General features: G+C 60.2%; 21 protein-coding genes. 9 read left to right on the forward strand and 12 right to left on the reverse strand.

Annotated elements, in window-relative coordinates; genetic code table 11:
* Position 1: 1 nt before the first annotated feature.
* On the reverse strand, positions 2-1,027 hold the full coding sequence (locus P2T68_RS19350; RefSeq protein WP_277378057.1) for a LacI family DNA-binding transcriptional regulator: 1,026 nt from the start codon (positions 1,025-1,027) through the stop codon (positions 2-4).
* A 122-nt stretch (positions 1,028-1,149) separates the two neighbouring features.
* On the opposite strand from P2T68_RS19350, the gene P2T68_RS19355 reads away from it, so the two are divergent.
* From P2T68_RS19355 to P2T68_RS19365, 3 genes are read left to right on the forward strand one after another with little or no spacing between them, the layout of a single operon-like run.
* Positions 1,150-1,998, forward strand: a complete 849-nt coding sequence (locus P2T68_RS19355; protein WP_277378058.1) for an SDR family oxidoreductase — start codon at positions 1,150-1,152, stop codon at positions 1,996-1,998.
* Positions 1,995-3,152, forward strand: a complete 1,158-nt coding sequence (locus tag P2T68_RS19360; RefSeq protein WP_277378059.1) for a phytanoyl-CoA dioxygenase family protein — start codon at positions 1,995-1,997, stop codon at positions 3,150-3,152. Before P2T68_RS19355 ends, P2T68_RS19360 begins: the two co-directional genes overlap by 4 nt.
* A 48-nt stretch (positions 3,153-3,200) precedes the next feature.
* Entirely contained in the window at positions 3,201-4,124 is a 924-nt protein-coding gene (locus P2T68_RS19365; protein WP_277378060.1) for a sugar ABC transporter substrate-binding protein, read from the forward strand.
* 177 nt (positions 4,125-4,301) lie between these two features.
* Here P2T68_RS19365 and P2T68_RS19370 read toward each other — a convergent pair whose 3' ends face one another.
* The 3 genes from P2T68_RS19370 to P2T68_RS19380 form a co-directional block, all read right to left on the reverse strand.
* Positions 4,302-4,958: a hypothetical protein gene (locus tag P2T68_RS19370; RefSeq protein WP_277378061.1), complete on the reverse strand. Its 657-nt coding sequence runs from the start codon at positions 4,956-4,958 to the stop codon at positions 4,302-4,304.
* A 341-nt stretch (positions 4,959-5,299) separates the two neighbouring features.
* Entirely contained in the window at positions 5,300-6,622 is a 1,323-nt protein-coding gene (locus tag P2T68_RS19375; RefSeq protein WP_277378062.1) for an MFS transporter, read from the reverse strand.
* Positions 6,623-6,709: 87 nt separating this feature from the next.
* Positions 6,710-8,209 (reverse strand): CoA-acylating methylmalonate-semialdehyde dehydrogenase, encoded by a 1,500-nt coding sequence (locus P2T68_RS19380; protein ID WP_277378063.1) that lies wholly within the window; start codon positions 8,207-8,209, stop codon positions 6,710-6,712.
* A 133-nt stretch (positions 8,210-8,342) separates the two neighbouring features.
* Between P2T68_RS19380 and P2T68_RS19385 the strand changes: the two genes are divergently transcribed.
* Positions 8,343-9,287 (forward strand): LysR family transcriptional regulator, encoded by a 945-nt coding sequence (locus P2T68_RS19385; protein ID WP_177103698.1) that lies wholly within the window; start codon positions 8,343-8,345, stop codon positions 9,285-9,287.
* A gap of 95 nt (positions 9,288-9,382) precedes the next feature.
* Here P2T68_RS19385 and P2T68_RS19390 read toward each other — a convergent pair whose 3' ends face one another.
* From P2T68_RS19390 to iolD, 3 genes are all read right to left on the reverse strand, one after another.
* Entirely contained in the window at positions 9,383-10,744 is a 1,362-nt protein-coding gene (locus tag P2T68_RS19390; protein WP_277378064.1) for a carbohydrate porin, read from the reverse strand.
* Between the two features lie 170 nt (positions 10,745-10,914).
* Positions 10,915-11,808 (reverse strand): myo-inosose-2 dehydratase, encoded by an 894-nt coding sequence (iolE, locus tag P2T68_RS19395; protein WP_277378065.1) that lies wholly within the window; start codon positions 11,806-11,808, stop codon positions 10,915-10,917.
* A gap of 1 nt (position 11,809) precedes the next feature.
* Positions 11,810-13,681: a 3D-(3,5/4)-trihydroxycyclohexane-1,2-dione acylhydrolase (decyclizing) gene (iolD, locus tag P2T68_RS19400; protein ID WP_277378066.1), complete on the reverse strand. Its 1,872-nt coding sequence runs from the start codon at positions 13,679-13,681 to the stop codon at positions 11,810-11,812.
* 261 nt (positions 13,682-13,942) lie between these two features.
* Here iolD and P2T68_RS19405 point away from each other — a divergent pair, with 261 nt between their 5' ends.
* The 4 genes from P2T68_RS19405 to P2T68_RS19420 all read left to right on the forward strand — a co-directional run bounded on the left by P2T68_RS19405 (position 13,943) and on the right by P2T68_RS19420 (position 18,216).
* On the forward strand, positions 13,943-15,373 hold the full coding sequence (locus P2T68_RS19405; RefSeq protein WP_277378067.1) for an NAD-dependent succinate-semialdehyde dehydrogenase: 1,431 nt from the start codon (positions 13,943-13,945) through the stop codon (positions 15,371-15,373).
* A gap of 12 nt (positions 15,374-15,385) precedes the next feature.
* Positions 15,386-16,198: an aldolase/citrate lyase family protein gene (locus P2T68_RS19410; RefSeq protein WP_277378068.1), complete on the forward strand. Its 813-nt coding sequence runs from the start codon at positions 15,386-15,388 to the stop codon at positions 16,196-16,198.
* Entirely contained in the window at positions 16,198-17,187 is a 990-nt protein-coding gene (locus P2T68_RS19415; RefSeq protein ID WP_277378069.1) for a hydroxyacid dehydrogenase, read from the forward strand. Before P2T68_RS19410 ends, P2T68_RS19415 begins: the two co-directional genes overlap by 1 nt.
* A gap of 159 nt (positions 17,188-17,346) precedes the next feature.
* On the forward strand, positions 17,347-18,216 hold the full coding sequence (locus P2T68_RS19420; RefSeq protein WP_277378070.1) for a MurR/RpiR family transcriptional regulator: 870 nt from the start codon (positions 17,347-17,349) through the stop codon (positions 18,214-18,216).
* A gap of 99 nt (positions 18,217-18,315) precedes the next feature.
* On the opposite strand, the gene P2T68_RS19425 is transcribed toward P2T68_RS19420, so the two are convergent.
* From P2T68_RS19425 to iolG, 4 genes are all read right to left on the reverse strand, one after another.
* Positions 18,316-19,362, reverse strand: a complete 1,047-nt coding sequence (locus P2T68_RS19425) for an ABC transporter permease (protein WP_277378071.1) — start codon at positions 19,360-19,362, stop codon at positions 18,316-18,318.
* A complete protein-coding gene (locus P2T68_RS19430; RefSeq protein WP_277378072.1) occupies positions 19,359-20,858 on the reverse strand; it encodes a sugar ABC transporter ATP-binding protein in 1,500 nt (499 codons plus the stop codon). Before P2T68_RS19430 ends, P2T68_RS19425 begins: the two co-directional genes overlap by 4 nt.
* Before the next feature lie 21 nt (positions 20,859-20,879).
* Positions 20,880-21,932 (reverse strand): sugar ABC transporter substrate-binding protein, encoded by a 1,053-nt coding sequence (locus P2T68_RS19435; protein ID WP_177103708.1) that lies wholly within the window; start codon positions 21,930-21,932, stop codon positions 20,880-20,882.
* Positions 21,933-22,042: 110 nt separating this feature from the next.
* Entirely contained in the window at positions 22,043-23,053 is a 1,011-nt protein-coding gene (iolG, locus tag P2T68_RS19440; protein ID WP_152739849.1) for an inositol 2-dehydrogenase, read from the reverse strand.
* Between the two features lie 140 nt (positions 23,054-23,193).
* Here iolG and P2T68_RS19445 point away from each other — a divergent pair, with 140 nt between their 5' ends.
* A complete protein-coding gene (locus P2T68_RS19445; RefSeq protein ID WP_277378073.1) occupies positions 23,194-24,012 on the forward strand; it encodes an SDR family oxidoreductase in 819 nt (272 codons plus the stop codon).
* Positions 24,013-24,085: 73 nt separating this feature from the next.
* Here the strand turns inward: P2T68_RS19445 and P2T68_RS19450 are convergent, their stop codons facing one another.
* Positions 24,086-25,111 carry a LacI family DNA-binding transcriptional regulator gene (locus P2T68_RS19450; RefSeq protein WP_277378074.1) on the reverse strand — a complete coding sequence of 342 codons (1,026 nt, stop codon included), beginning with the start codon at positions 25,109-25,111 and terminating at the stop codon, positions 24,086-24,088.
* Positions 25,112-25,139: the final 28 nt, after the last annotated feature.

Below are 25,139 nucleotides of genomic sequence, written 5' to 3' on the forward strand. Positions count from 1 at the left end.
CTCAGTAAGGCAGGTTGAACGGCGTGACGATCTGCACCTGGGAGGGTGCGATCGGCCCGTCCTTCCACAGCCGATGAAATTGAAGGATGTGCAGGAACACATGGCGAGCATCGATCTGCAGATTGTGGTCGATGATCGCGGCGATTTTTTCCTCGACCAGCAACTGACGATTTTCCTCATCCAGGTCATGGCCGATAAACACCTCCAGCGGCCGCGCCAATGCGGCGAACGCATCGACGATCGCCCGGTTACCGCCCCCCACGCTGTAGACCGCCTTGAGGTCGGGATGCTGCTTCAGCGCCTCGGTCACTCGTTCAAGGGTGCGTTCGTACACACCGTAGCCACCGCTGATGTCCAGCACACGCAAATGCGCGGCGCGGCCACGCAGCCACATGCGAAAGCCCATTTCGCGCTCTTCCTCCCCGCGAAACATCTCGCTGCCGATCACCACCGCCACCTCCTGCGACTGCGGCCCCAGCCAGCGTGACAACAGGTACGCGGCGGTCTGTCCGGCGGTGCGGTTGTCCATGCCGACATAGCCGATGCGCTCGCTGTGGGGCAGGTCGGTCACCAGGGTCACCACCGGAATCCCGGCCGCGGCCAACTGCTTGACCGCCAGGTTCACCGCCGGCTCGTCGGCGGCCTTGAGCACCACGCCCTGACTGCCCATATCGAGGCAGCGCAACAACTGGTCGTGCATCGCCTGGGGTTCGATTTCTTCGAACAGGTGAAAACGTGGGGCAATGCGAAACGGCGCCAGGCTCGCCAGTTGGGTGATGATCGCCGCCCGCACCGCCGCACTGAAGCGGCGCGGCGTGTGCATGATCACATCGATATGAAAGGTGCGCCCCACCGCCAGGCCGTTCTTTTCCTGGGCTTCGAGCTCACTCAAGGCCTGCTCGATACGGCGCTGGGTCTGGTAATGCACGCAGCCACGCTGGTGCAGTACGCGATCGACCGTAGCCTTGCTGACCCCCGCCTGGGTGGCCAGTTGCTTGATGGAGAAGTGTTTGGCGCGTTCGATCATGGTTTCGGCCTGAGGTTTTTTTGAGGTCTTTTCGGGCGTTATCGAGGTCAGCACGATGCTAGTCTCAATTTCGCCGAGCGTCGAGCCGGTACCTTGATAACAACAAAAACCAGGAGAAGCGCATGTCTGAAAGTAACCTCGCCACCTCGTTCAATGGCCAGTACTTTGTCGTCACCGGCAGTACCCAGGGCCTCGGTGCCGCAGTGGCCCACACCCTGGCGCGCCGCGGTGCCGCCGGCCTGATCATTTGCGGGCGCCGCCCCGAGCAGGGCCAAGCCCAGGTACGTCAGTTGACCGAACTCGGTTGCCAGGCGTTTTTTGTCCAGGCGGATCTGGAACAGATCGACGACTGCCGCGCGGTCATCGACGCCGCCCACACCCACTTCGGCACCCTGCACGGGCTGGTCAACTGCGCAGGCATGTCGGATCGCGGGAGCATCCTGGACACCGCCCCGGAACTGTTCGATCGCCTCTTCGCGGTCAACGTGCGGGCGCCATTCTTCCTGATGCAAGAAGCGCTGAAGCTGATGATCAGCCAGGGCGTGGAAGGCGCCATCGTCAATATCCAGAGCATCGTCGGCCACGGCGGCCAGTCGTACCTGAGCGCCTACTCGGCGTCCAAGGGCGCCCTGGCGATCCTGACCAAAAACGTGGCCTTCAGCGCCCTGCGCAACCGCATCCGGGTCAATGGCCTGAACATCGGCTGGATGGACACCCCCCATGAGGATGAGATCCAGCGCCGCTACCACGGTGCCCAGGACGGCTGGTTGGCGAAGGCCGAGCACGCCCAGCCCTTCGGCCGCCTGCTCAAGCCCGAGGAAGTCGCGCAAAGCGTCGCGTTCCTGCTGTCCCGCGAGTCGGGGATGATGACCGGCACAGTGATCGATCTGGAGCAAGGCGTGATCGGCTGCGGCGATGACAGCGCGCCGCGCCCGGGGCAGCCATTGAGCTTGCCGGAGAACGCCCGATGAATCAGACCCTGTCATCAGCCTTTGTCCGGGCAGACTCAGTGCAACTGCACGATTTCGCGCGGCTGTGCGAGCAACAGGCCCGCCCCGAGGACTACCCCCACTGCAGCGAGGTGCGGGGCAATGTACCGATCTATCAGGCGCAGGCCTTGCGCGACGCTGACCGCCACGCGCTGCTGAACGAGTTGCACCGGCTGTTTCGCGACGGCCCGGGAGTCATGGTGGTCCGCCAGGGCTATAGCGACCTGGGGGTGGTTGATCGCCACAGCCAGGTGTTTGAGGCGATCTTCGCCCAGGAAGCCGCCGAGGGCGTGGCCGCCGACCACTTCGCCAAGGCCGGCAGCAACGGGAGGATCTGGAATTCATTGCAGAAAGCCGCCCTGCACTCGCCATCGTCGTTTATCGAGTACTACGCCAACCCGCTGCTGGGGCTGATTGCCGAAGCGTGGCTGGGCCCGCACTTCCAAGTCACGGCCCAGGTCAACGTGGTGCATACCGGCGGCCAGGCCCAGCAGCCCCACCGTGATTACCACCTGGGGTTCCAGAAGGTCGCTGAAGTCGAGCGTTTTCCTCTGCCCTTGCAGGTGCTGTCCCAGTACCTGACATTGCAGGGCGCTGTGGCCCACTCCGACATGCCGCTGGAAACCGGACCGACCCTGCTGTTGCCGTTTTCCCAGCAGTACGCGCTGGGTTACCTGGCCTGGCGCCGCCCCGAGTTTATCGATTACTTCCAGGAGCATGCGGTGCAGCTACCGCTGGGCAAGGGTGACCTGCTGTTCTTCAACCCGGCGCTGTTCCACGCCGCTGGCAGCAACCACACACCGGACCGCCAGCGCATGGCCAACCTGCTGCAAATCTCCTCGGCCTTCGGCAAACCCATGGAGGCTATAGACCGTGAACGCATGATGTTGGCGCTCTACCCTTGCCTGCTGCAGCGCTTGCAGGATCAAGTACTCGACGCACAAGGACTGGCTGCGGTGATTGCCTGTACTGCCGACGGTTATTCCTTCCCCACCAACCTGGACACCGACCCGCCCCTGCACGGCCTGGCCCCGCAAACCGGGCAACAACTGATGTGGCAAGCGCTGAACGAACGCTGGCCCTACCCGGCCTTTGCCGAGCGCGTGGCGCAAATGCATGCCAAACGCCAGGCCTGACCCTGTTTCCAAACGATCCAAAAACAACAACAAAACCGGAGTGCGACCATGAAAAAACGACTTCTGACCCTCCTGCTTGCCACTGTCTTCACACCGCTGGCACTGGCCGATATCCGTATCGGCGTCAGCATTGCCCAGGTCGATGATGTATTCCTGGCGCAGATGCGCGACTACATGGCCGCCCACGCCAAGGAACTGCCCGGCGTCACCCTGCAATTCGAAGACGCCCAGGGCGATGTGGTACGCCAGCTCAATCAGGTACAGAACTTCACCGCCCAGAGCATGGACGCGATCATTGTCAATCCGGTGGATACCGCCGCCACACAAAAAATAACCGACGAGGCGCGCAAGACCAGTGTCCCCCTGGTCTATGTCAACCGCCGCCCCGACCTGGCTGAACTGCCGCCCGGCGTCGGCTATGTGGGCTCGGATGAAATCAAGGCCGGCGAAATACAAATGCGCTACCTGGCGGAAAAAATGGGCGGCAAAGGCAATCTGGCGATCATGCTCGGCCTGCTCTCCAATGACGCCACCCATAGCCGCACGCAAGGCGTAAAGGAGGTGCTTAAAAGCTATCCGGACATCCACGTGGTCGAGGAACAAAGCGCCGAATGGCAGCGTGGCAAGGCCATGGACCTGATGAATAACTGGATTCTGTCGGGGAAAAAAATAGATGCCGTGGCCGCCAATGCCGACGAAATGGCCATTGGCGCGGCGATGGCCATCAAACAAGCCGGCATGCGCCCGGGCAAGGACATCCTGGTGGGTGGTAGCGATGGCGGCCCCGCCGGCCTCGATGCAATCAAGAGGGATCAACTGGTGGTAACCGTCTACCAGGACAACAAACGCCAGGCCGTCGGATCCATTGATTTAGCACTGAAGATGGTCCGCAAAGAACCCTATACAGCACAGTTGACCATTCCTTATCAGCTCATTACCAAGGCCAATTATCAGGACTTCCTCAGCCCTTGAACGACTGAAACTCAACGACCGACAGGCAAAGTTGCCCCCGCATGAGCGCCATCGGCACACCACAACTACGTGCCGATCTGGCCGCGCGCCACAAAGCAGCAAGCCACCGGGGTCCGATTGGCTCTCGCAAGGTTTGGTTGCCATTTGGGCGGGGGGCTGCCATGGCGCTGATCGTGTTTAATCAAGAACCTGGACATAACCATCTGCTCTGTTGTGGGCGTTACCCTCGTCGCCAGACGCCACACTACAACACAGGCAAATCGCCAACACGTCCGAGTACTTGTCCATTTTCAGCGCTACGCCGAGAAGCCTTAATACGTCATCTAATTTTTCATCTTTTTTAAGGCAGACAATACCGACGTCCTCCGTCCCACCATCCAGATAATACTTCAACAACATTTTTTCGCAAAAAACCGGTGTGAGATCCTTTGGCGTCAAATTAATATTAGGTACTTCACAGATCGTTCTTGTCAGCAAGGGTTCTTCCCATGAGGCACGAACAGATGTCTTTGTCGGCAAAATGCCTGACAATAAGATGTCGAGTGGACTTTGAGTCGGTGCCAGCTCCGACTTTAAACTCAGGTTCGGTGTTAGCCCCTGCGGCCGACCTTGACGCAGATTTCTATAGATCTCTTGCAAGGGGAACCCATTGTCCGTGTCATACCAGCCAAAATTATCAACCCCCCATGGAAAGTAAATACTGAAATTACTGATAAACTTTCCTTCAACTTTTATGCCGTGGGCAATAATAAAAAATATTGAGACGTCCTCAAAAACAACGTCATCCTTTACCAATGCCACCGCGTGACTGCCGCTTGCTTTTACTTGAGGCATCTGAAATCTCCTTGATCGTTAACCGGCATCATTGCAATAACCCATCCACGTTAAACCGCTCAGAGTAAAAACAAATGCAGCCCGTCAAGCAGCCGATTCTATTAGACAGATTTGCCCACCTTCGGTAGGAACCGCAACGCTAAGAAGACCGAGCGTGGTAGAGCTGTCCTCATACGGTGGCATCAAGAGGTTAGATCAAATAGCTGCTCAGCGCGGTGATCCAGTAAATATTTCAGAGTCCTGTTGCCCATATCTGCGGGGCTGGCCGGCGCTGACCTGACCGCCAAATGAGGCCTACACCGCGCTTATTGGGTATTTCTCCACCCGCATCGCCGCCACACTCACGGCTTGGGCAAGACCAACTCGGCAGAGGCCTTCTGTCGCGCTACTTCATCAGGGTCCGAGACAAAAACAACGGTCAGAAACAAGGCGCACAGCGCCAGCCCCGCCAGCAGGTAGAGCCCGCTCTCGAAATTACCCGTCATGTCCTTGGCCATGCCGACCAGCCCGGGGCCGAAGAAACCACCGAGGTTGCCCACGGAGTTGATCAATGCGATACCGGCTGCCGCGCTGCTGCCACTCAGGTACAGCGACGGCAACGGCCAGAACGGTCCTTTGAAGCCCATCATGCCAATGGTTGCGGCACACATGCCGAGGATTGCCAGATAGGTGCCGGGCATCCACCCCGCCATTGCCAGGCCACCGGCTAGGAACAGCAGCGCGATGATCAGGAACCGTTTGCGTTTGTTGATACGGTCGGAAAGCAGGCCGATGGTGACCATGCCGATGCAGCCCACGACATAAGGAATGGCCGCGACGAAACCAATCGCCATGCCGTTGTAGCCTTGCTGTTTGATGATCTGCGGCAAAAACATCGAAAGCCCGAGGTTGGTTGCGGCGACGCAAAAATACAGGGCGCACAACACCAGGATGGCGGGACTGCGAAACACCTCCCACAGTGAACTCTTACTATCGAGCCTGGGGGGATTGGCCTTGATATCGTTTGCCAGTTCACCGGCCAGCCATTCACGCTGCGTATCATTCAACCAATGCACCTGCCGTGGCGAATCCGGTAGGTACTTGAGCACTACACCCACCAGCAGAATGCCTGGGGCCCCCTCGACGATATACAACCACTGCCAGCCCTTGAGGCCCTGGAGGCCATCGAGCTCCAGCAGCAAGGTTGAAATCGGCGCGCCGACTGCCAGGGAAATCGGGATCGACAACATGAAGGTCGAGATAATGCGGGCTCGATAACGTGCCGGGAACCACAAGGTCAGGTAAAGAATGACCGCAGGGAAGAATCCGGCTTCCGCCACCCCCAGCAAAAACCTCAGTGTCAGGAAGCTTCTGGGCCCCTCGACAAACACCATGCAGGTGGCAATCAGCCCCCAGGTAAAAAGGATACGGGCAATCCAGCGCCGCGCACCGACCCTGATCATCATCAGGTTGCTGGGCACTTCGAACAGGCAATAGCCAATGAAAAACAACCCGGCCCCCCATCCAAAGACCGCGCTGCTCAGACCGATATCGGTGTTCATGGTCAGCGCCGCGAATCCGACGTTGACACGGTCGAGATACGAAACGATGTAGAGCAAAATCAGCAACGGCAACAGCCGCCAGAAGATTTTGTTCGTCACTTGTTTTTCAATGTCAGCGCTCATGGCACGTCCTTTTTTATTCTTGTTTTACCCTGCGCCGAGAAGGGCAAAGCCCACTCCCGGCGCAGGCGGTAACGCTTGAGACTCAGGTTATTTGGAGACAGGCATCGCGAACTCGGCCCCCTGTTCAATGCTCTCCGACCAGCGCTGCATGATCGATTTCTGCTTGGTGTAGAAGCGCACGCCCTCCTCCCCATAGGCATGCATGTCACCGAACAGGCTTTTCTTCCAGCCGCCGAAACCATGCCAGGCCATCGGCACTGGAATTGGCACGTTGATGCCGACCATGCCCACTTCGATACGACGGGCAAATTCGCGGGCGACATTACCATCGCGGGTGAAACAACTGACGCCATTGCCAAACTCATGCTCGTTGACCAGTTTCAACGCTGCGGCGAAGTCAGGTACGCGCACGCAGGCCAGGACCGGGCCAAAGATCTCTTCGCGGTAGATGCTCATCTCGGCGGTGACATGGTCGAACAGTGTCGCCCCCAACCAGAACCCGTTCTCCAGGCCTGGCTCGGCCGGTACAAAGTCACGACCATCGAGCAGCAACTGCGCACCCGCCTCCACGCCTTGAGCGATGTAACCGCTGATTCGCTCACGGGCGGCCCGCGAAACGATCGGTCCCATCTCCGCCTTCAGGTCGCGGCCGTCGGTGATGTTCAACTCACGACCGCGCCGGGTCAGTGCCGCGACCACCTGGTCCGCCACGTCACCGACCAGGACCGCCACCGAGATGGCCATGCAACGTTCGCCGGCGCTGCCAAACGCGGCACCGATCAGCGCATCGACGGTACGCTCGATATCCGTATCGGGCATGACGACCATATGGTTTTTCGCGCCGCCCAGGCCTTGCACACGTTTACCGTGGCGCGCACCGGTTTCGTAGATGTATTGGGCGATGGGCGTGGAGCCCACGAAGCTGATCGCCTTGACGTCGGGGTGCTCGATCAGTGCATCAACCGATTCCTTGTCGCCCTGAACAACGTTGAATACACCTTTGGGCAGCCCGGCTTCGCGAAGCAGCTCAGCCATGAACAGGGCCGCGCTCGGATCAGTCGGGCTCGGTTTGAGAATGAAGGTATTACCGGCAGCGATGGCGACCGGGTACATCCACATGGGCACCATCACCGGGAAGTTGAAGGGCGTGATGCCGGCGACAACACCCAGAGGCTGGCGCATGGTCCAGTTATCCATGCCTCGGGATACCTGGTCGGAATGATCACCTTTGAGCAGGTTCGGAATACCACAGGCGAATTCCAGAATATCGATGCCACGGTCCACTTCACCCTGGGCGTCAGTGAAGACCTTGCCGTGCTCAGCGACGATAATGCGTGCCAGATCGTCCTTGCGCATGCGCAGCAGGTGCAGATACTGAAAAAGCACCCGCGCACGGCGGATGGGTGGAGTATCGCTCCAGGCGGGGAACGCGGTCTTGGCCGCCTCGACAGCTTCGGAAACGGTCTGGCGGCTCGCCAGCGCAACGCGCCCAGTCACCTCACCCGTGGCAGGGTTGTAGACGTCCTGATAGCGATCATCGCGGGAAACGCGTTGGTCATTGATGAAATGCTCGATCGAGGTGGTCATGGCAGTTGATCCAGGTTGAGAGTTGGGCTGGCAGCGTTGCAAGCCAGCGGTGAAACTCACGATAGGCTTTCAGTTTGTTCCAAACCAGAGCAGAATCCAGAACTGATTGTGCATTTATGAGAACAATAAACTCGTGGAAAAATCTGAAATCGAAGGACTCTGGAGCCATATCCACTGGCTATCGGTGCTAGAGGAACAAGGCACCTATACTGCGGCCGCGGCACGCCTGGGTGTCAGTAAATCCGCAGTCAGCCAACGCATCAGCGATCTTGAAAAGGCCACCGGCACGCGTCTGGTGACCCGCACCACACGCAGCGTGCGGCTTACCGATGCCGGGCTGTCATTGACCCGCGAAGTGCGCAGCGCCTATGAGCACATTGCCCGCAGTTTTTCCTCGGTGCGGGACTCGGCGGGGGAAATCCGCGGCCTGGTGCGCCTGACCGCGCCCGTTGCCTTCGCCCGGCAGCAACTGGTGCCTCACCTCGCTGAATTCCTCCAGCAGTATCCGCAGGTGCGCATTCAACTGGATGTTTCCGATGCCCTGAGTTCACTGGCCGCCGAGGGATATGACCTGGCAGTCAGGCATGGTTTCCAGGTGCCGGAAACACACGTGGCCTGGAAACTCTGCGACACCGCTTCCGTACTCGTCGCCACCCGGCAATACCTGCAGCGCGAGGGTGAACCCCGAGAGCCTGGAGAGCTCCCCACCCACAATTGTCTTTATTACCCGCGCGGCACTGATCAACCCGCCTGGACCTTCGAACGAACCAAACGAGGCGCAAAAAATGTAGAACGCATCACGGTGCCCATCGCCGGCAGCTTTGCCACCAACAACAGCGAAGCGTTGCGCGACTCGGCGCTCAGCCATCTGGGCATTGCCCTGCTACCTGACTTCAGCGCCCATGCCGCGCTTGCCAGCGGCAAGCTGGTGCAGGTGCTCAAGGACTGGACGTTGACGGGGGCCTTCGCCGACGAGATTTATCTCATTCGCCCCTACTCGCCCCATGTCCCTAAATCGGTGACGGCATTGGTCAGTTATTTGAAGCAGAAGCTGTCAGGCGGATTTCAAACCGCGTGATCGCGTCGGCGATTGGGCACCTGTGGAACCGGACCAAGCCCGGCTCCACAGGGCCAAACGCGCACATATTGTCACTTCGACGCAAATGGCAGATGTCAGAACTTGGTGATGAACTTCACCCCCGCAATCAGGGCGTTGTCCACTTCATCCACGCCGCCTGGGTGAACGACATACTGAAGGTTGGGACGGATGGTAAACCACGGCGCCAAGGCAAACCCATAGTGAATCTCGGCGTCCCATTCGCTGTGGCGCACGGGCATGTAGGCGGGGTTGTCATAATCATTGATGCCTGCCAATTCATTGGTCAGCTGTGCCTCTTTGGTCACATTTTCGTTGACGTGGATCCTGGCTACGCCAACACCAAAGTCATCGTTTGGCCGAGTGTCGAAAAACCCCTTATAGACGAAGCCCGCTTGGAGGAAATTGTCCACCAGGTTGGTCGCCTTATCGTGCACCGTGGCGTTGAAGAACACACTCAGCCCCCGCGCCGGGTCCCCACCACGGCTGGTGAGTTGTTGCTGGGCCACCACCCAGGCCCCGTGTTTGTTGCTACGGCGGCGGAAAGCGCCACCTGACACCGGCTGCGGCTGCCCATCCGCGCCCTCGTAGACATCATCGGCCTTGGCCGAGCTGTAGTAACCACCCAACCGGTATTCGCCCGGCAGCCCATTGACCTTAGGCGACCAGACCACTTCCGCCGGTATGAGTGCACCTTTGCTGCCACTGCCGCTGAGCTTGAAGCCGTTGCCGACCTCAAGGTTCGATGGATTGACTTCGAAGGCGCCAATCTGCGCGTAGACTTCAGACGACAGCGCGTACTTCACGCGCAACCCCCATTGCGAGACCGGCCAGTTGTACCAGACCGATCCCGCCCAGTTAGCGGCCTGTGGACCACAGAAAGCGTTGTTCTGGAAGTCACAAGGGAAGGTATTGAAGTCCTCCCCTTCACCAAACCGACCCGCCTTGACGTTCAGCGCACCATCCAGCAGCCCTTTGCTCAACCACATCTGCGTCAACCGCCAGGTCTGGCCACGGCCATAGACTTCCTGAGGCGTACTGAGCATCCCGGCGCGGGGATCGCTGATGCGATCATTGGCCAGGTTGCGGCCACTGCGTTCGGTGACAGTCAGCTGGAATAAAGCGTCGTCCCAACCGGCGATTTTCTGCAGGTCGAGCTTGGTCCCCAGCGCCAGTTGATCGGCATAACGTGCCGTATGGTCTTTATCGTATCCACCACGCAGGTTGGCGGCGGCTTCGCCCACATATTCGACGGAAAAGTCATAGCCTTTCTGGTATAGCCCGGAACGCACTCCGCCCCAATCGCCCAATGCGTATTGCGACGGGCCGAAGGTATCGGCAGCCGATGCTACTTGCACACCGAAGCCGCTGACCAGACAAAGCGCAAGGCTGATTTTTGGACGAACGAAGGGGTCCCGCTTGACTAGGGATTTCAACATCAACTGCACTCCAGATTATTGTTATTTTCATGCCTGATTTATTGAATGACTGTCGGATCGGTCTTTTTAGAGATGCACGCTCCTGGAGACATTGAAATGTCCCTGTTGAAAAATGAGGTGTTTGTTCGCAAGCGATCCGCCACCCGCTGCGAGTGGCGGATTGGCAACGCTTACTTCACGACTTGATAACCCGCCGCCGCCATGACCCTGAGCAATTCGGCGTGGCCTTTGCGGGCCATTTCCAGTGGCGGGTTGAGGCGAGGATCCTGTTCGGCCTCCACCACGAACCAGCCTTCGTAACCCTTGCTGGCCAGGGCCTTGACGAGGGCTTCGAAGTCCAGACTGCCGTCACCTGGCACAGTGAACGCGCCCTGGATCACCGCATCGAGGAAGCTCTCCCGAGTGCGATTGAGGCCGTTCACCACCGGACTACGAACATCCTTGGTGTGCACGTGGATAATCCGCGCATGGTGGTTTTCGATCACGCGCAGCAAGTCACCGCCGGCGAAAGACATATGTCCCGCGTCGAACAGCAACGCAACCGTGGAATGCTTCATCAGCAGGTCCAATTCCGCCTCTGTTTCGACCACGGCGCCCATGTGGTGGTGGTACGCCAGCGGCATGCCCTGCCTGGCGCACCAGTCGGCAAAGTCGGAAACCTTGCGGCCATAGGCGGCCATCTCGACCTCGGAAATTTTCGGTTTTGTCACCAGCGGCGCGCTGCGCACGCCCTGGATCGAACTGGCGGTCTCGCCATACACCAGGCAGGGCGCCTGCGCGGCAACAAAGAAGTCCAACTGCTCAGAGATACGATCCTTCTCCGCCTCGAGGTCGCCGTCCAGCAGCAGGCCCGAGAACCAGCCGCCACACACCGACATCCCATGGCGCGACAGGATCGGACCCAGCTCCGTCATGTTCATCGGAAAACGACGCCCGGTTTCCATGCCGGTGAAACCGGCCACGGAGGCCTGGCGCAGGCACTCTTCGAGGCTGACGTCATCGGAAAGTTCTTCGAGGTCGTCGTTCCACCAGGCAATTGGCGCAATACCAAGTTTTGCTTTCATCTCACACACCCAACCGTTGAGCTTCACGAATTTTTTCCTGCGCGGCACGAGCAGCGCGGACACTTTCAAAGGTCGAGACCTCGGGGACACCCACATCCCAATCAGCATCACCAGGCACCCACTTCCAGGCGTCGGAGACGATGGAAATCAAGGTCACGCCCTCGTTGCCCCGGGCCCAGATCATGGTTTGCTCGAGCTCTGCAAGATCAGCCACGTGACGCGCCTTGGCGCCCATGGATTCGGCATGTTTGACGAAGTCGACGTGCAACGGATCATGGCGATTCTGGATTCGACAATCGGTAAGCAGGTTATTGAAGCCCGGTACGCCCTTGGCCTGTTGCAGGCGATTGATAACGGCATAACCGCCGTTGTCGCAGACCACCACGATCATCTTGTGGCCGGTAAGAGCCGCGGAGTAGATATCTGAGTTCATCATCATGTAGGTGCCGTCGCCGAGCATCACGATCGGCGTGCCACCGGCGGCGCCCGGACCATCCTGCGCCATGGCGCAGCCCCAGCCGGCGGCGATCTCGTAGCCCATGCAGGAGAAACCAAACTCGCAATCGAAGGTGTGCGGGTTCTTCACCCGCCAGCCCTTGGTGACTTCGCCCGGCGTACCGCCAGCCGCGGCAATCAAGGTATCGCCCGGAGCCGCGACCTTGTTCAACACCCCAACCACCTGGGCATAGGACGGCACCGGTGCGTCACTGGCCTGCTGGTAGTGGTCGAGCAGCGCGTTCCATTCAACGAACAGCGCACGGGCACGCGCCATCAATTGGGCATCAGCCTTGTAGCCTCCCAAGGCGGCATCCAGCTCGCCAACGCTTTCCAGCGCATCACCGACGACCGAGAGCGCACGATGCTTGATCGCGTCGTAGCGCGCGGCGTTGATCGAGATGAACTGCGCGTCATGGGCAAAGGCGGTCCACGAGCCGGTGGTGAAATCCTGCAACCGCGTGCCGATGGCCAGGATCACATCCGCCTCTTTCGCCAGGCTGTTGGCCGAGGTCGACCCCACGATCCCGATCGGGCCGGCATGCACCGGATGGTCATGGGTCAGTGCGCCCTTGCCGGCGATGGTTTCGACCACGGGAATACCGCGTTTGGCCGCGAACTCCGCCAACGCCTCCTCGGCACCGGAGTAACGCACGCCGCCACCGGAGATGATCAAGGGACGCTTGGCGGTTTTCAGCAAGGCCGCCGCGGCAGCAATAGCGTCGCGATCAGCGCGCGGGCGAGGGATCTTCCACACCTTGGGTTCGAAGAACACCTCAGGGTAATCGTAGGCGATCTCCTGGGTGTCCTGCGCCAGGCCGATGAAGGCCGGCCCGCAATCGGCCGGGTCGAGCAAGGCTGCCACGGCCTGCGGCAGGGATTGCAAGAGTTGCTCCGGCAACACGATGCGGTCCCAGTAACGCACCACGGCTTTAAAGCAGTCATTGGCGGTCAGCGACGGATCGTTGAAGTGTTCGACCTGCTGAAGGACCGGGTCGGGCAGACGGCTGGCGAAGGTATCGCCGGCAATCAGCAAGACCGGTAGCCGGTTGGCCATCGCTACACCCGCGGCGGTCACCATGTTCAGCGCGCCCGGGCCGATGGACGTCGCCGCCACCATGATCTGGCGCCGGCGCTTGGCTTTGGCGAAGCCGATGGCCGCCAGCGCCATCGATTGCTCGTTCTGCCCCCGCCATGTGGGCAACACGTCCTGGACCGTCTCCAGTGCCTCCGAAAGACAGGTTACGTTGCCGTGCCCAAAGATCCCGAATACACCAGCGAACAGCGGTACGCGCTGCCCGTCGATCTCGGTGAACTGATTGCAAAGATAGCGAACCAGGGCTTGCGCCATGGTCATGCGCACAGTTTTGCGGGTCATTTTATTTCCTCCGGAAGCACTGCCATTGTTGTTTTAGGAATATATATTGACAATATGATCATTTCGCAATGATTATTGCAAACAGATATTCAACAGGGAATACCGATGCTGGAATCTTTTCCAGGGCTGGCATCGGCGCCGCCGGGGTCAATGAACGAGGGGACGCTGCAAGCGCTGCGCTCAACCTCGTTCATCCTGTTTGGCAACACGGGTCCCTTACTGAGGGGCGTACCACGAAACCAGCAAAGTCGAATAAAAACCATGTACGAACAATACGGACTTTTCATCAATGGGCGCTGGATCCCCGGCTCCGCGAGCGCCGAGGTCATCTCACCGGTCACCGAGCGGCCTCTGGGACGTGTACCCATGGCGACGGCGGCCGAAACCGGCGAAGCACTCGACGCGGCCCACGGCGCCCTGGCAAAAATGCGTGAACTGGGCGGTTTTGGTCGCGCTGAGGCGCTGCATAAAGCCGCCGACGAAATGATCAGGCGCAGCGACGAGGCGGCACGCATGATCTGCGCGGAGACGGGCAAACCCATCGCGCAGGCCGGGCGTGAATGGATGCTCGCCTGTGAACAGTTTCGTTGGTGCGCGGAAGAAGCCCGACGCATCTATGGGCGCATCGTCGACAGTCGCGTGCCGGGCGGACGCTTTGAGATCACCCACGAGCCCGTCGGGGTTGTCGGGGCTTTTTCAGCCTGGAATTTTCCGGCGGCGTTGCCGGCCCGCAAACTGGCCCCGGCACTGGCGGCCGGCTGCCCGGTGGTGCTGCGCCCGTCGTCGCAGACCCCGGGCGTGGCCATGGTGATGGTCGACTGCCTGCGGGCCGGCGGCCTGCCCGATGGCGCGGTGAACCTGGTCATTGGTTCGACGGGCAATACCTATGCTCCCATCATGGCCGATTCGCGGGTGCGCAAAGTCTCCCTTACCGGCTCCACCCGCATCGGCCAGCAGATGATTCGCGATGCGGCTGACACGGTGAAAAAGGTCTCGATGGAGCTGGGCGGCAACGCACCGCTGATCATCTTCGAGGATGCCGACATCGAAGCTGCCCTGGACCTGACGGTCGGGACCAAATTCGCCAACTGCGGCCAGGTCTGCGTCACGCCCGACCGGATTTTCGTGCATGACAGCCTGTACGACGCCTTCGTCCAGGGCTTCGTCAGCCGCGCGGCCAGGATCAAGCTCGGCGACGGGCTGCAAGCCGACACCGGTATGGGCCCGCTGATCAATGCCAGCCGCCTGGACGAGATCGAATCCATCGTCGCCGCGGCGGTGAACGACGGTGCCAAAGTCGTCCACGGCGGCAAGCGCCCTGCCCATCTGCAGAGCGGATTTTTCTTCGAGCCCACCGTGCTGGTGGATGTGCGTGATGACATGCGTGTATTCAGCGAAGAAAACTTCGGCCCCATTGCCGCCATCAGCCGCTTCTCCACCGAGGAAGAAGTATTCGCCCGCGCCAATGCCTCGAACATGGGCCTGTCGGCTTACGCCTTCACCCGCTCGCCTGACCGCGCACGGCGCACCGTGGCGGCCTTGAACGCCGGCATGGTCGGCATCAACAGCTTTGCCCTCGCCGCTGCGGAAGCCCCCTTTGGCGGCACCAACCACTCCGGCATGGGTCGCGAAGGCGGCAGCGAAGGCATCGCCGACTACCTCGATACCAAGCTTGCTCAACTGGTTTTCTAAGAGAGGCCCTAAATGAAAAAAAATAAATTGCACCAGATCTGGGCTCAAGGAAAACCTGTGCTGCATGGCTGGTTGTCGCTTCCTTGCAGTTTCAGCGCCGAGATCATGGCGGCCCAGGATTACGATGCCATCTCCATCGACATCCAGCACGGAGCGGTGGACTACAAGGACGTGCTCGGTATGTTCCAGGCGATGCGCGCCTCCGACGCGGTGATCATGGCCCGAGTGCCATGGCTGGATCCCAGCTGGATCATGAAAATCCTGGATGCCGGGGCCTACGGCATCATCTGCCCGATGATCAACAGCCGCGCCCAGGCCGAACAGTTCGTACGCTACATGCGTTATCCGCCGCTGGGCGAGCGCAGCTTCGGCCCTACCCGTGCCGCCTACCCCGCCGGTGCGAACTACGCCGCCGAGGCCAACGGCGAAATCCTCGCCTTCGCCATGATCGAGACCGCCGAGGCCATGGGCAACCTTGAGGAAATCGTCTCCACTCCAGGGCTCGACGGTATCTACGTGGGGCCGGCCGACCTGGCCTTTTCGCTCTCGCGGGGCGAGTTGACACCTGCGTTTGATCGCGAAGAACCCGAGGTCATCGAGGCCATCAAAACCATCCTCGCCACCTGCAAGCGTCACGGCAAGAAAGCCGCGCTGCACTGCGGCACGGCTGAATATGCCGCGCGGGCCGTTGAATGGGGCTTTGACATGACCACCGTTTCGGGCGACACCCGGTTGCTGGCCGCGGCCAGTGCGCAATCCGTGGCCTCCTGGCGCAAGCTGACAGCCGGGCAAACCGAACAGAACGTTAAAAAGGAGAGCTACTGATGGCTCGTCTTCTGGTCGCTGGAAAACTCCATCCTACCGGCGTGGCATTACTCAAAGAGTACGAGCGGCGCGGGGTGATCGTAGATTATGTCGAGGAAGTTTCCGAAGCATCCTGCGCGCAACTGATTGGCGAGGCCGACGCCCTGGTGATCCGCACTCAACCGTTGTCGGCGGCTACCATCGCCAAAGCCAAAAAGCTCAAGGTGGTGTCACGGCACGGGGTTGGCTACGACTCGGTCGATCTGCAGGCGTTGAACGCCCGGGGGATCGGTCTGACCGTGGTCGGTGACGTGAACTCCATCTCCGTGGCCGAGCACGCCATGATGCAATTGCTGGCGGGCGCCAAACGCGCCGTCCGAGCCGATCGCTCGGTGCGCAAGATCGGCGATTGGGGGTGGCGCAATGGCCTGGAACAGCAGGAGATTTCCGGCAAGAACCTGTTGATCATCGGTTACGGGCGCATCGGCCGTCACCTGGCAAACATGTCCAGCGGATTCAACATGCAAGTACGCGCCTTCGATCCGTTCCTGGAGCGCGCCGGCTGGCCTGAGGGGACCGTGCGCCCGATATCGCTGGAAGAAGGCTTGGCATGGGCTGACTTCATCTCGGTCCATACGCCACGGGGCGAGCGGCCGACACTTGGTCCGCAAGAGTTTGCGCTCATGAAACCAGGGGTCATCATCGCCAACACCGCGCGTGGTGGGGTGGTCTGTGAACAGGCCCTGGCCGAGGGACTGGCCAGCGGCCACGTGGGGGCCGCGGGCGTGGACGTATTCGACGATGAGCCACCGACACGGCAATCGGTCCTGCTCACTCAAGATACCGCGATCCTGTCCCCTCACATCGCCGGCCTGACCGCTGAGTGCAGCGAACGCATGGCAATCTCGTCCATCGAGAACGCGATGAACTTCCTCGCCGGCACGGTGGACCCGACACTGGTCATCAATAGTGCTCACCTCGCCCCGCTCCAGCCGCCCTTGTCGGCCTGACGCAACGGGAAATTCGGCTTCCTCGACGAGGCCTGCTCGCGACTCGCCCGGTGCTGCTGCCGGGCGTTCGTCGTTGTGGGCAAACAGGTTGCCGCACTTGAATTTCAGGGCGCACGCTATAATGTGAGCGCCGTGTACGAACCAGGAATGAGGCAACACATGCAACCCACCGATCCACCCAGGGATTATGAAGATCTGATTCGCCTGATCCATGAACGTCATGATCAGATGAGCAAGACCTATCAGCGCATTTCCGTATACCTGACGCAGAATCCAAATGAAGTGGCCGTGCATTCGGTCAACAACATTGCCGAGCGCTGCAATATTCACGCATCCAGCTTCGTACGCTTCGCGCAGGCATTGGGTTACACGGGTTTCAAAGATCTCCAGGTGCTGTTTCAGCGCCGCCTGGAAACCGCCGCCCCAGGGTTCGAAGCACGCCTGCGGGCGCTGAGCAGCGAATTGCAGAACCGCCAGGACACCTCTGAATATGGTTTCCTGCACGAGCTGGTGCTGCGCGATATCGCTTCACTGCAGGACATGCTGGAACGCACCCCCACTGCGGATCTGTCCGACGCAGTAGACCTGATCGAAAAAGCCGACACCGTCTATCTTATCGGCCAGCTGCGCTCCTCGCCGGTGGTTGAGCTATTGCGCTATGGCCTCACCATGCTGGGCAAGCGCTGCCTGCTGTTGGACGCTGGCGGTGGGCTGGCCACGCACATTGCCCGCACGATGCGCGCGCACGATCTGCTGATTGCCGTGTCTTTCCGCTTCTACGCGACGGAGGTGGTCAACGTCGCCGAGGAAGCCAAAGCGGCGGGCGTGCCGATCGTGGCCATCTCCGACAGCACCTTGTCGCCCATCGCCAAGAGCGCCTCGGTGCTGTTCGCCGTGCCCGAGCCGGACTACACCTTCTCCCGCTCGCTGGCGGCGCCCATGTGCCTGGTCCAGGCGCTGACCGTGGCGGTCGCATCACGCCTGAAAAAATCCGTCCCACCGCGCATTCCCACCGTCACAGAGGCGTGACCAGCCATCGGTTTGGTCTGGCCGTTAACAAGAGAGCCCCTGCCCTGAAACCTGAATGAAGCAGGCTGCATGGCAGGGGCTTTTGCATGGGTTAAACCATCAAGTCCTGGTCTTGACTCCGCTGGAACGCCGGCTGGCGATGGTGGTCAGTACGGCGGCAATGATGATCACCGCCCCCGTGGAAGCCTGTACATAAAACGAAGGCACCTGGGCCAGGGTCAGCAAGTTATTGATGACGCCAATCAGCAACACGCCGCTGACCACACCGACGATGGTCCCCCGCCCTCCCCCAAGGCTCACCCCACCGATCACCGCCGCCGCGAACGCCGAGAAGATGATGCCCTGCCCCTGGGTGGTGACCGCCGAATCCAGGCGTCCGGTCATCATCACCCCGGCCAGCCCGGCCAGCAGTGCGGCAAAGATAAACGCCGACCAGATGACTTTATCGACATTGATACCCGCAGCCCTGGCCGCTTCTTCATTACCGCCAATGGCGTACAGCGCCCGGCCGTAGCGATGGTATTTGAAGATCACCCCAACCACCGCCGCGATGGCAATAAACACCAGCACCGACAATGGAACGCCAAGGACTTTTTCCGAGCCCAGGAACGTCAGTGCCTTGCCTGGGGAGTAGATCGAGCGACCATTGGAGATGATCAATACGCCGCCGCGCAGCAGTACCAGCAGACCCAAAGTCGAAATGAACGGGTTCAGTCCGACCTTGACCACCATGAAACCGTTGAACCAACCGATCGCACCGGCGACCCCGAGCGCCACCACCAGGCCCATCCACGCCGGCAGTTCCAGGCCCAATCCGCCGACCGCGGCAGGCACCAGCGTCACGGCGGCAAACATCGGGGCGAAACCGACCACGCCTTCCAGCGACAGATCCAGACGACCGATGAGGACCACGAATGTCAGGCCAATGGTGGTCAGCCCCAGCACACTGATCTGCTCGAGAATGTTCACCAGGTTGGTGGCGGTCGCGAAGCGCGGCGCGACGATCGCACCGATGATCACCAACAGCAGGATGACGGGGTACATCGTATAACCGTCGGCAACAAAAGACGTGCCGAATGCCGCCAACCTGGAACGGCCTTCGGCCGGCTTTGTGAGTTTGGAGTTGCTAACCATATCTGTGCTCATAGGACACCTTCCATCCGTAATACCAGATCTTTTATTGTGTAGTCGCCCACGAGCTGGTCTTTGACCTCGTCGTCAAAGACGATGACGACTCGATTCGCCAACTGGGCGATTTCATCTTCTTCGTCCGACACCACCACGACACCCAGCCCCTCGCGAGCCAGGTTCCGGAGCAGCGCATAGAGTTGCTCCTTGGCACCGACGTCAACACCGCGCGTGGGGCTCAGCGCCACGACGATGTCAGGGCTGCGGCACAGCGCTCGGGCAAAGACGACCTTCTGCTGGTTGCCGCCGCTCAGTTGGCTGACAGGCTGCTCGAGGGTCGAGGCAACTACGTGGGTCTGTTGCGCCAACCGCTCGACGTGTTCGGTTTCGCCCTGCTTGCTGATAAAGCCGAAGCGGTTGGACAAGATGTCCAGCCCACCGATCACCACGTTTTCGCGCACCCCCAGCAGCCCCACGTACCCGCTCACATGCCGGTCGGTGGGCACCAGCCCGATCTTGGGCAATGGACCGCGTGGATTACTGATGTGTCCCTGCTCGGGTTTGCGCTGGCCTGCCAGAATCATCGCCAACGCCTCCTTGCCGCCACCAACCGGCCCGACCAGGGCGACAATCTCACCGGCGCGCACTTCAAAATCGATGACATTTTCCGAGCGAGGACCGATACGAATGCCCTTGGCCTCGATCAGGCTCGGCTGCCGCTCGCGGGTGTAGTCTTTGCGAATGCTGCGTAGCGTCTTCTTGCCCATCATCAAATCAGCGATGGTGTCCACATCGAGGCAGCCCACAGGCTCACGCTCGCGCACGACCTGGCCGTCACGAAGAATGGTAACGACGTCGGCGATCTCGAAAATCTCATCCAGGTGATGGGAAATATAGATGAACGACACCCCTTGGGCCTTGAGTGCCCGCACCTGTTCGAAGAGGATCTTTTTCTCGGCGTTGCTCAGTGCCGCGGTTGGCTCGTCGAGAATCATCACCGGCACACCACGGCTGAGCGCCTTGATGATTTCCAGCAATTGCCGGGTGCCTGCGTCCAACTCGCCTACAAGCGCATCGGCACGAATGTCGATGGCCCAGTTATTCAGCAGTTCCTCGGCCAATGCCAGCGTGCGGGCACGGCTGACCGTGCCGAACTTGCCGCGGACCCTGGGGTTTTCCAGAAACAGGTTTTCGGCCACCGTCAGCAGGTTGAACAGCTGCGGCGTCTGCTGCACATGGGCGATGCCCTCGCGGATTTTTGCCGCGTAATTCTGGGCGTTGGCCGTGACCTGGGTACCGGCGATTCTGATGGTGCCCGAGTCCGCGGGCGTGAACCCGCTCATCGTGGAAACCAGCGTGCTTTTTCCTGCGCCATTACGCCCCAGCAGCGCATGGACTTCTCCGCGCATGAGAGTGAAGTCCACCCCGCGCAAAGCGCGGGTAGAGCCAAAGGTCTTGGCGATATTGCGCATTTCGACGATGGCGCGCGGGGCGTCGTTGCTATTCAGATTCATGGTTTCAACCCTGTGTGCGGCTTACTTGTTGACCATGTTGGCCCACAACTGGGGCGACTCCACGTTGGCCAACGTCACCAGCGTGGCCTTGAGCTGATACTGAGGCCCCACGGGGGTATCAACGATTTGGCCATCGTCACGCGGCCCGATTTCGATCTTGCCACCCTTGGAGACCAGGTCGATCAACTCGGCGGTTTTCGTCGCATAGGCATTGAGCGGCTGTGAGATCGTCGCATCCAGTGCCTTGCCGCGGATCAACTGCAGGCCCTGAGGAGTGCCATCCACGGCGATGCGAATAATCGAATCAGGGCTACCCACCGACGCGCCTTTGCCGGCGGCATTGACCTGCGCGTTGACCGCCGTGGCCATCAACTCGGAAGCCATGAAAATGCCGCTCAGGGAAGGAACCTGGGTCAAGACGTTCTGGGTGGCATCGGCAGCCATGTCGGCCGTCCAGTCGGTGGGCCGCTGGATCAGTTTCACCGCGGGCGCCAGCCCTTGCATTGTCTGCGCGAAGCCTTTGGAGCGATCCAGGCCATTGGGCGTGGTCAACCCGCCTTGCAACTCAAGAACCGTGCAGGTGTGGGCCGCCCAGCACTTTTTGCTGCTCAGGCGGTTGACCATTTCCTTGGCCGCCTGGGCACCGGCATCGACGTTATCGGCACGGATCGAAGCGGTGACTTTGCCCCCCGATGGCACATCGTCGATGGAGAACACCAGCACATTCGCGGCATTGGCCTGCTTGATCACCGGCACAATGCCAGCGGCGTCGATCGGCGCAAAGACAATGGCGTTGGCGCCGTTGGCAATCAGGTTTTGCAAGGCATCCACCTGGGCGGTCACATCGCCGTTCGGATCAGGGGCGCCCAACAGCGTGAACCCTTTGGCCTGGAACGCCTTCTTGGAAAGGTCCAGCATCAGCGTCTGGAAGTCGTCTTTGAGGAATTTCGGGGTAAAACCTACCCTGACTTCAGGATTGCTTTGGGCTTGGCTCGTGCCTACCCCCATGGCCAGTACCAATGCACTGGCGACCAGTGTAGATACCGCGTGCTTATGCTTCGTGGACAATTTCATATTCTTCCTACTCTTTATTGTTATTGGAAGCCGCCGCGACGCGCACCCGGTTTTCCCGGTTGGCATCGCCAGCGTTTTATCGTGAAAGTGAACGCAGACTGACGTCCTGATCAATCCGATATTTCGGCCACTCGCACCAAGCGACGCTCGTGCAACGAGAGATACGCCGCTTCAGCAAGGATCAACGCCTTGCGACCGTCCTCGAAGCTGGCCAGCGGTGCAGCGCCTTTCTCCACGCAGTCGACAAAGCCGTCGATCTCAGCCATGAACGCCTCGTGGTAGCGCTCCAGGAAGAAGAACTGGTAAGGCTCGCTGGTTTCCACCGTGGTGCTGGTGAAGCGGCGCAGTTCATGGGGCTTGCGGTTATCGGAAATCAGCATGCCCTTGTTGCCCAACAGCTCTACGCGCTGGTCGTAGCCATACACCGCGGCGCGCGAATTGTTGATGATGCATTGCTTGCCCGAGTCGGTGCGCAGGATGAACATCGCGCTGTCCACTTCATTGAGCTCTGCACCCAACGCCGGATCGACCAGCGCATTGGCCAGCGCAAAGACTTCGGTCGGCTCTTCGCCGAGCATGAAGCGGGCAAGGTCGAAGTCATGGATGGTCATGTCGCGGAACAGGCCACCCGCCGCTTCCAGATAGGCACGCGGTGGCAGGCCTGGGTCACGGGAGGTAATGATGACCTGGTGCAGGTCGCCGATTTCGCCGTTGAGCAAGGCAGTACGAGCGGCACTGTGACCTGGGTCGTAACGGCGGTTGAAACCGATCTGGATCGGCAGCCGGGTATTGCCGATTTTCGCGGCACAGGCATTTACCCGCTCAAGGCTCAAATCGATAGGTTTTTCGCACAGCACAGCCTTGCCCGCGGCGATGGCTTTCTCGATGTAATCAGCGTGGGTAGGGGTGGCGGTGGCAATCAGTACCGCGTCCACCTCCGAGGAGGAGAAGATTTCCTCGGCCGTTTGTGCAGCAGGAACGCCAAGCGCCAGCGCGACCTTTTCGGCCGAAGGGCGATGAACGTCATAGACAGCGACCAATTGAGCTCGGGGGTGTTTGGCAACGTTATCAGCGTGCATCTGGCCAATACGACCACAACCCAAAACGGCAATGCGTAGCATAGGTTTCTCCTGACGTGATGCATCTCTGCATCTGTTTTTTGTTCTTGAGTGAAGCGAAATATCTTGCATCCTCACATCGATGTCAATATAAATTCCATACCAACAAAAAACGCAATTTTCATTGCACAGGAGAATTTCAGATGAAACGATTTGAAGGCAAGATCGTTGTCGTGACCGGCGGGACTCAGGGGCTGGGGGCTGCCGTCGCCAAGTATCTGGCTAACGAAGGCGCTGCCGGTATCGTGACCTGCGGCCGTAGCACCACTAAAGGTGAGGCCGTCGCCCGCAGCATTCGCGAGCAAACAGGTTGCGCGGTGCATTTCGTCCAGGCCGACCTCGCAAAGGTGGCCGATTGCCGCAACGTCATCAAAACCGCAGACGAGATCTTTCAGCGCATCGATGTGCTGGTCAACGCAGCAGGCCTGACCGAGCGCGGGGACATCCTGAGCACCGATGAAGACTTGTTCGACCGCATGTTCGCGGTGAACACCCGAGCACCGTTCTTCCTGATGCAGGAAGTGATCAAGCGCATGATCCGCGACGACATCGAAGGCTCAATCATTAACATCGGTTCGATCGTTGCCCACGCGGGCCAACCCTTCAATGCCTCGTACTGCGGTTCCAAGGCGGCGCTAGCCACCCTGACCCGCAATACGGCGTTCGCCGCCATGCGCAACCGGATTCGCGTGAACCAGCTGAACATCGGCTGGATGGCGTCCGATGGCGAAGATCGTATCCAGCGTGAATTCCACGGTGCCGATGATAATTGGCTGGCCGAAGTCGCGGCGCAGCAACCGTTCGGGCGTCTGCTCGCCCCTGAGGAAGTGGCCAAAGCAGTGGCGTTCCTGGGCTGCGAAGAGTCGGGGATGATGACCGGATCGGTGGTCAACTTCGACCAGTCGGTGTGGGGCGCTTACCAGTACGGGCCGCCCACGCCCGAAGCGAAGCTGGCTCTCTAAGCGACGCGCGATGAGTCAATACCCGTTCCGGCCAAGCCGACCCCATATCGTTCCGCCGCCGTGACGGGTAGCCTCAACCAGCGCAATTGAACTTGGTGTGGACCAGAATGGGTGTCGGGGCCGGCACTGCCGCCACGCCTTCGGTCGCCCCTTTTATCCAGCGCACCGCCGCTGCGGTCTCGCCCACGAAATCGTGGGAAATCACGTAATTCATGACACCTGCCTCCAGCATCGCCCGCGTGTGAACGGTCAGTTCGTGGCCGACGAACATGGGCCGCTGTTCCCCCGCAAGACTATCGATGGCCTGGGCAACCCCTCGGTTGGCGCCCGCAACGTTGTAGATGGCCGCCGGATAACCATACTTGTTGAAATAGCGCGTGAGCTGATCGCGGGTGGTTTGCGGGCGATCATCAGACATCACCCGCTCATCGATCTTGAGGTAGGCAAACTCGCCGCGAAGCACCCGCCTGAAGCCCATCTCCCGCTCTTGCTGGCAGCGAAACGGCACACTGGTAACCAGCAGTATCTTGGCAGGTTCCTTGGGCAGGGCATTGCCGATCAACAGGCCGGCGACACTGCCTGCCGCGTATTGGTCGTTTCCCACGTAGGCGCTGCGCCCCGAATTGGGAAGGTCGGTAGTCAGACAGACCACCGGAATGCCCAGACTGCAAAGCTTGCGAATGGCCCGATTGATCGCCGGGTGTTCGCGTGACACCACAATCACGCCATCGGCCGACGCGCCCTGCGCCTGGACCTGATCGGCAAACGCGCCGGGGTCGACCTGATTGGTCGGCACATAATGACCGTGCACCACGACCCCTGGCGTAGAGCTGTTCACCTGCGCCTCGGCGCTGGCCAGGGTGGCATTGAAGGTTTCCCCCGAGTCGCAGAACAGGCTGATGTGCAACGTCCCCTTGCCATCGGCCAGGTCCCGCTTGAGCTTGTCCAGTGCCGCCAGCACTTTCAGGCGGGTGCCGTCGCGCACCCCGGGACGGTTGTTCAGCACCCGGTCGACCGTGGCTGGCCCCACCCTTGCGATCCTGGCTATCTCGTTGACGGTAGGCCCCTTCCATACATGTCCCAGTGCTTCACGAGCCATACCAGTCACTCCTGACAATGATGGAATT

The sequence above is a fragment of the Pseudomonas sp. G11 genome, from assembly GCF_029457515.1.
GTDB lineage: Bacteria > Pseudomonadota > Gammaproteobacteria > Pseudomonadales > Pseudomonadaceae > Aquipseudomonas > Aquipseudomonas gorinensis.

Coding starts and splice junctions, on each gene's coding strand:
- P2T68_RS19430 (WP_277378072.1), bottom strand. CDS start 20,858: ATGAATCTGAATAGCAACGACGCCCCGCGCGCCATCGTCGAAATGCGC.
- P2T68_RS19375 (WP_277378062.1), bottom strand. CDS start 6,622: ATGAGCGCTGACATTGAAAAACAAGTGACGAACAAAATCTTCTGGCGG.
- P2T68_RS19380 (WP_277378063.1), bottom strand. CDS start 8,209: ATGACCACCTCGATCGAGCATTTCATCAATGACCAACGCGTTTCCCGC.
- P2T68_RS19350 (WP_277378057.1), bottom strand. CDS start 1,027: ATGATCGAACGCGCCAAACACTTCTCCATCAAGCAACTGGCCACCCAG.
- P2T68_RS19370 (WP_277378061.1), bottom strand. CDS start 4,958: ATGCCTCAAGTAAAAGCAAGCGGCAGTCACGCGGTGGCATTGGTAAAG.
- P2T68_RS19415 (WP_277378069.1), top strand. CDS start 16,198: ATGGCTCGTCTTCTGGTCGCTGGAAAACTCCATCCTACCGGCGTGGCA.
- P2T68_RS19360 (WP_277378059.1), top strand. CDS start 1,995: ATGAATCAGACCCTGTCATCAGCCTTTGTCCGGGCAGACTCAGTGCAA.
- P2T68_RS19365 (WP_277378060.1), top strand. CDS start 3,201: ATGAAAAAACGACTTCTGACCCTCCTGCTTGCCACTGTCTTCACACCG.
- P2T68_RS19425 (WP_277378071.1), bottom strand. CDS start 19,362: ATGAGCACAGATATGGTTAGCAACTCCAAACTCACAAAGCCGGCCGAA.
- P2T68_RS19390 (WP_277378064.1), bottom strand. CDS start 10,744: ATGTTGAAATCCCTAGTCAAGCGGGACCCCTTCGTTCGTCCAAAAATC.
- P2T68_RS19435 (WP_177103708.1), bottom strand. CDS start 21,932: ATGAAATTGTCCACGAAGCATAAGCACGCGGTATCTACACTGGTCGCC.
- P2T68_RS19355 (WP_277378058.1), top strand. CDS start 1,150: ATGTCTGAAAGTAACCTCGCCACCTCGTTCAATGGCCAGTACTTTGTC.
- iolD (WP_277378066.1), bottom strand. CDS start 13,681: ATGACCCGCAAAACTGTGCGCATGACCATGGCGCAAGCCCTGGTTCGC.
- P2T68_RS19445 (WP_277378073.1), top strand. CDS start 23,194: ATGAAACGATTTGAAGGCAAGATCGTTGTCGTGACCGGCGGGACTCAG.
- iolE (WP_277378065.1), bottom strand. CDS start 11,808: ATGAAAGCAAAACTTGGTATTGCGCCAATTGCCTGGTGGAACGACGAC.
- P2T68_RS19405 (WP_277378067.1), top strand. CDS start 13,943: ATGTACGAACAATACGGACTTTTCATCAATGGGCGCTGGATCCCCGGC.
- P2T68_RS19410 (WP_277378068.1), top strand. CDS start 15,386: ATGAAAAAAAATAAATTGCACCAGATCTGGGCTCAAGGAAAACCTGTG.
- P2T68_RS19420 (WP_277378070.1), top strand. CDS start 17,347: ATGCAACCCACCGATCCACCCAGGGATTATGAAGATCTGATTCGCCTG.
- P2T68_RS19450 (WP_277378074.1), bottom strand. CDS start 25,111: ATGGCTCGTGAAGCACTGGGACATGTATGGAAGGGGCCTACCGTCAAC.
- iolG (WP_152739849.1), bottom strand. CDS start 23,053: ATGCTACGCATTGCCGTTTTGGGTTGTGGTCGTATTGGCCAGATGCAC.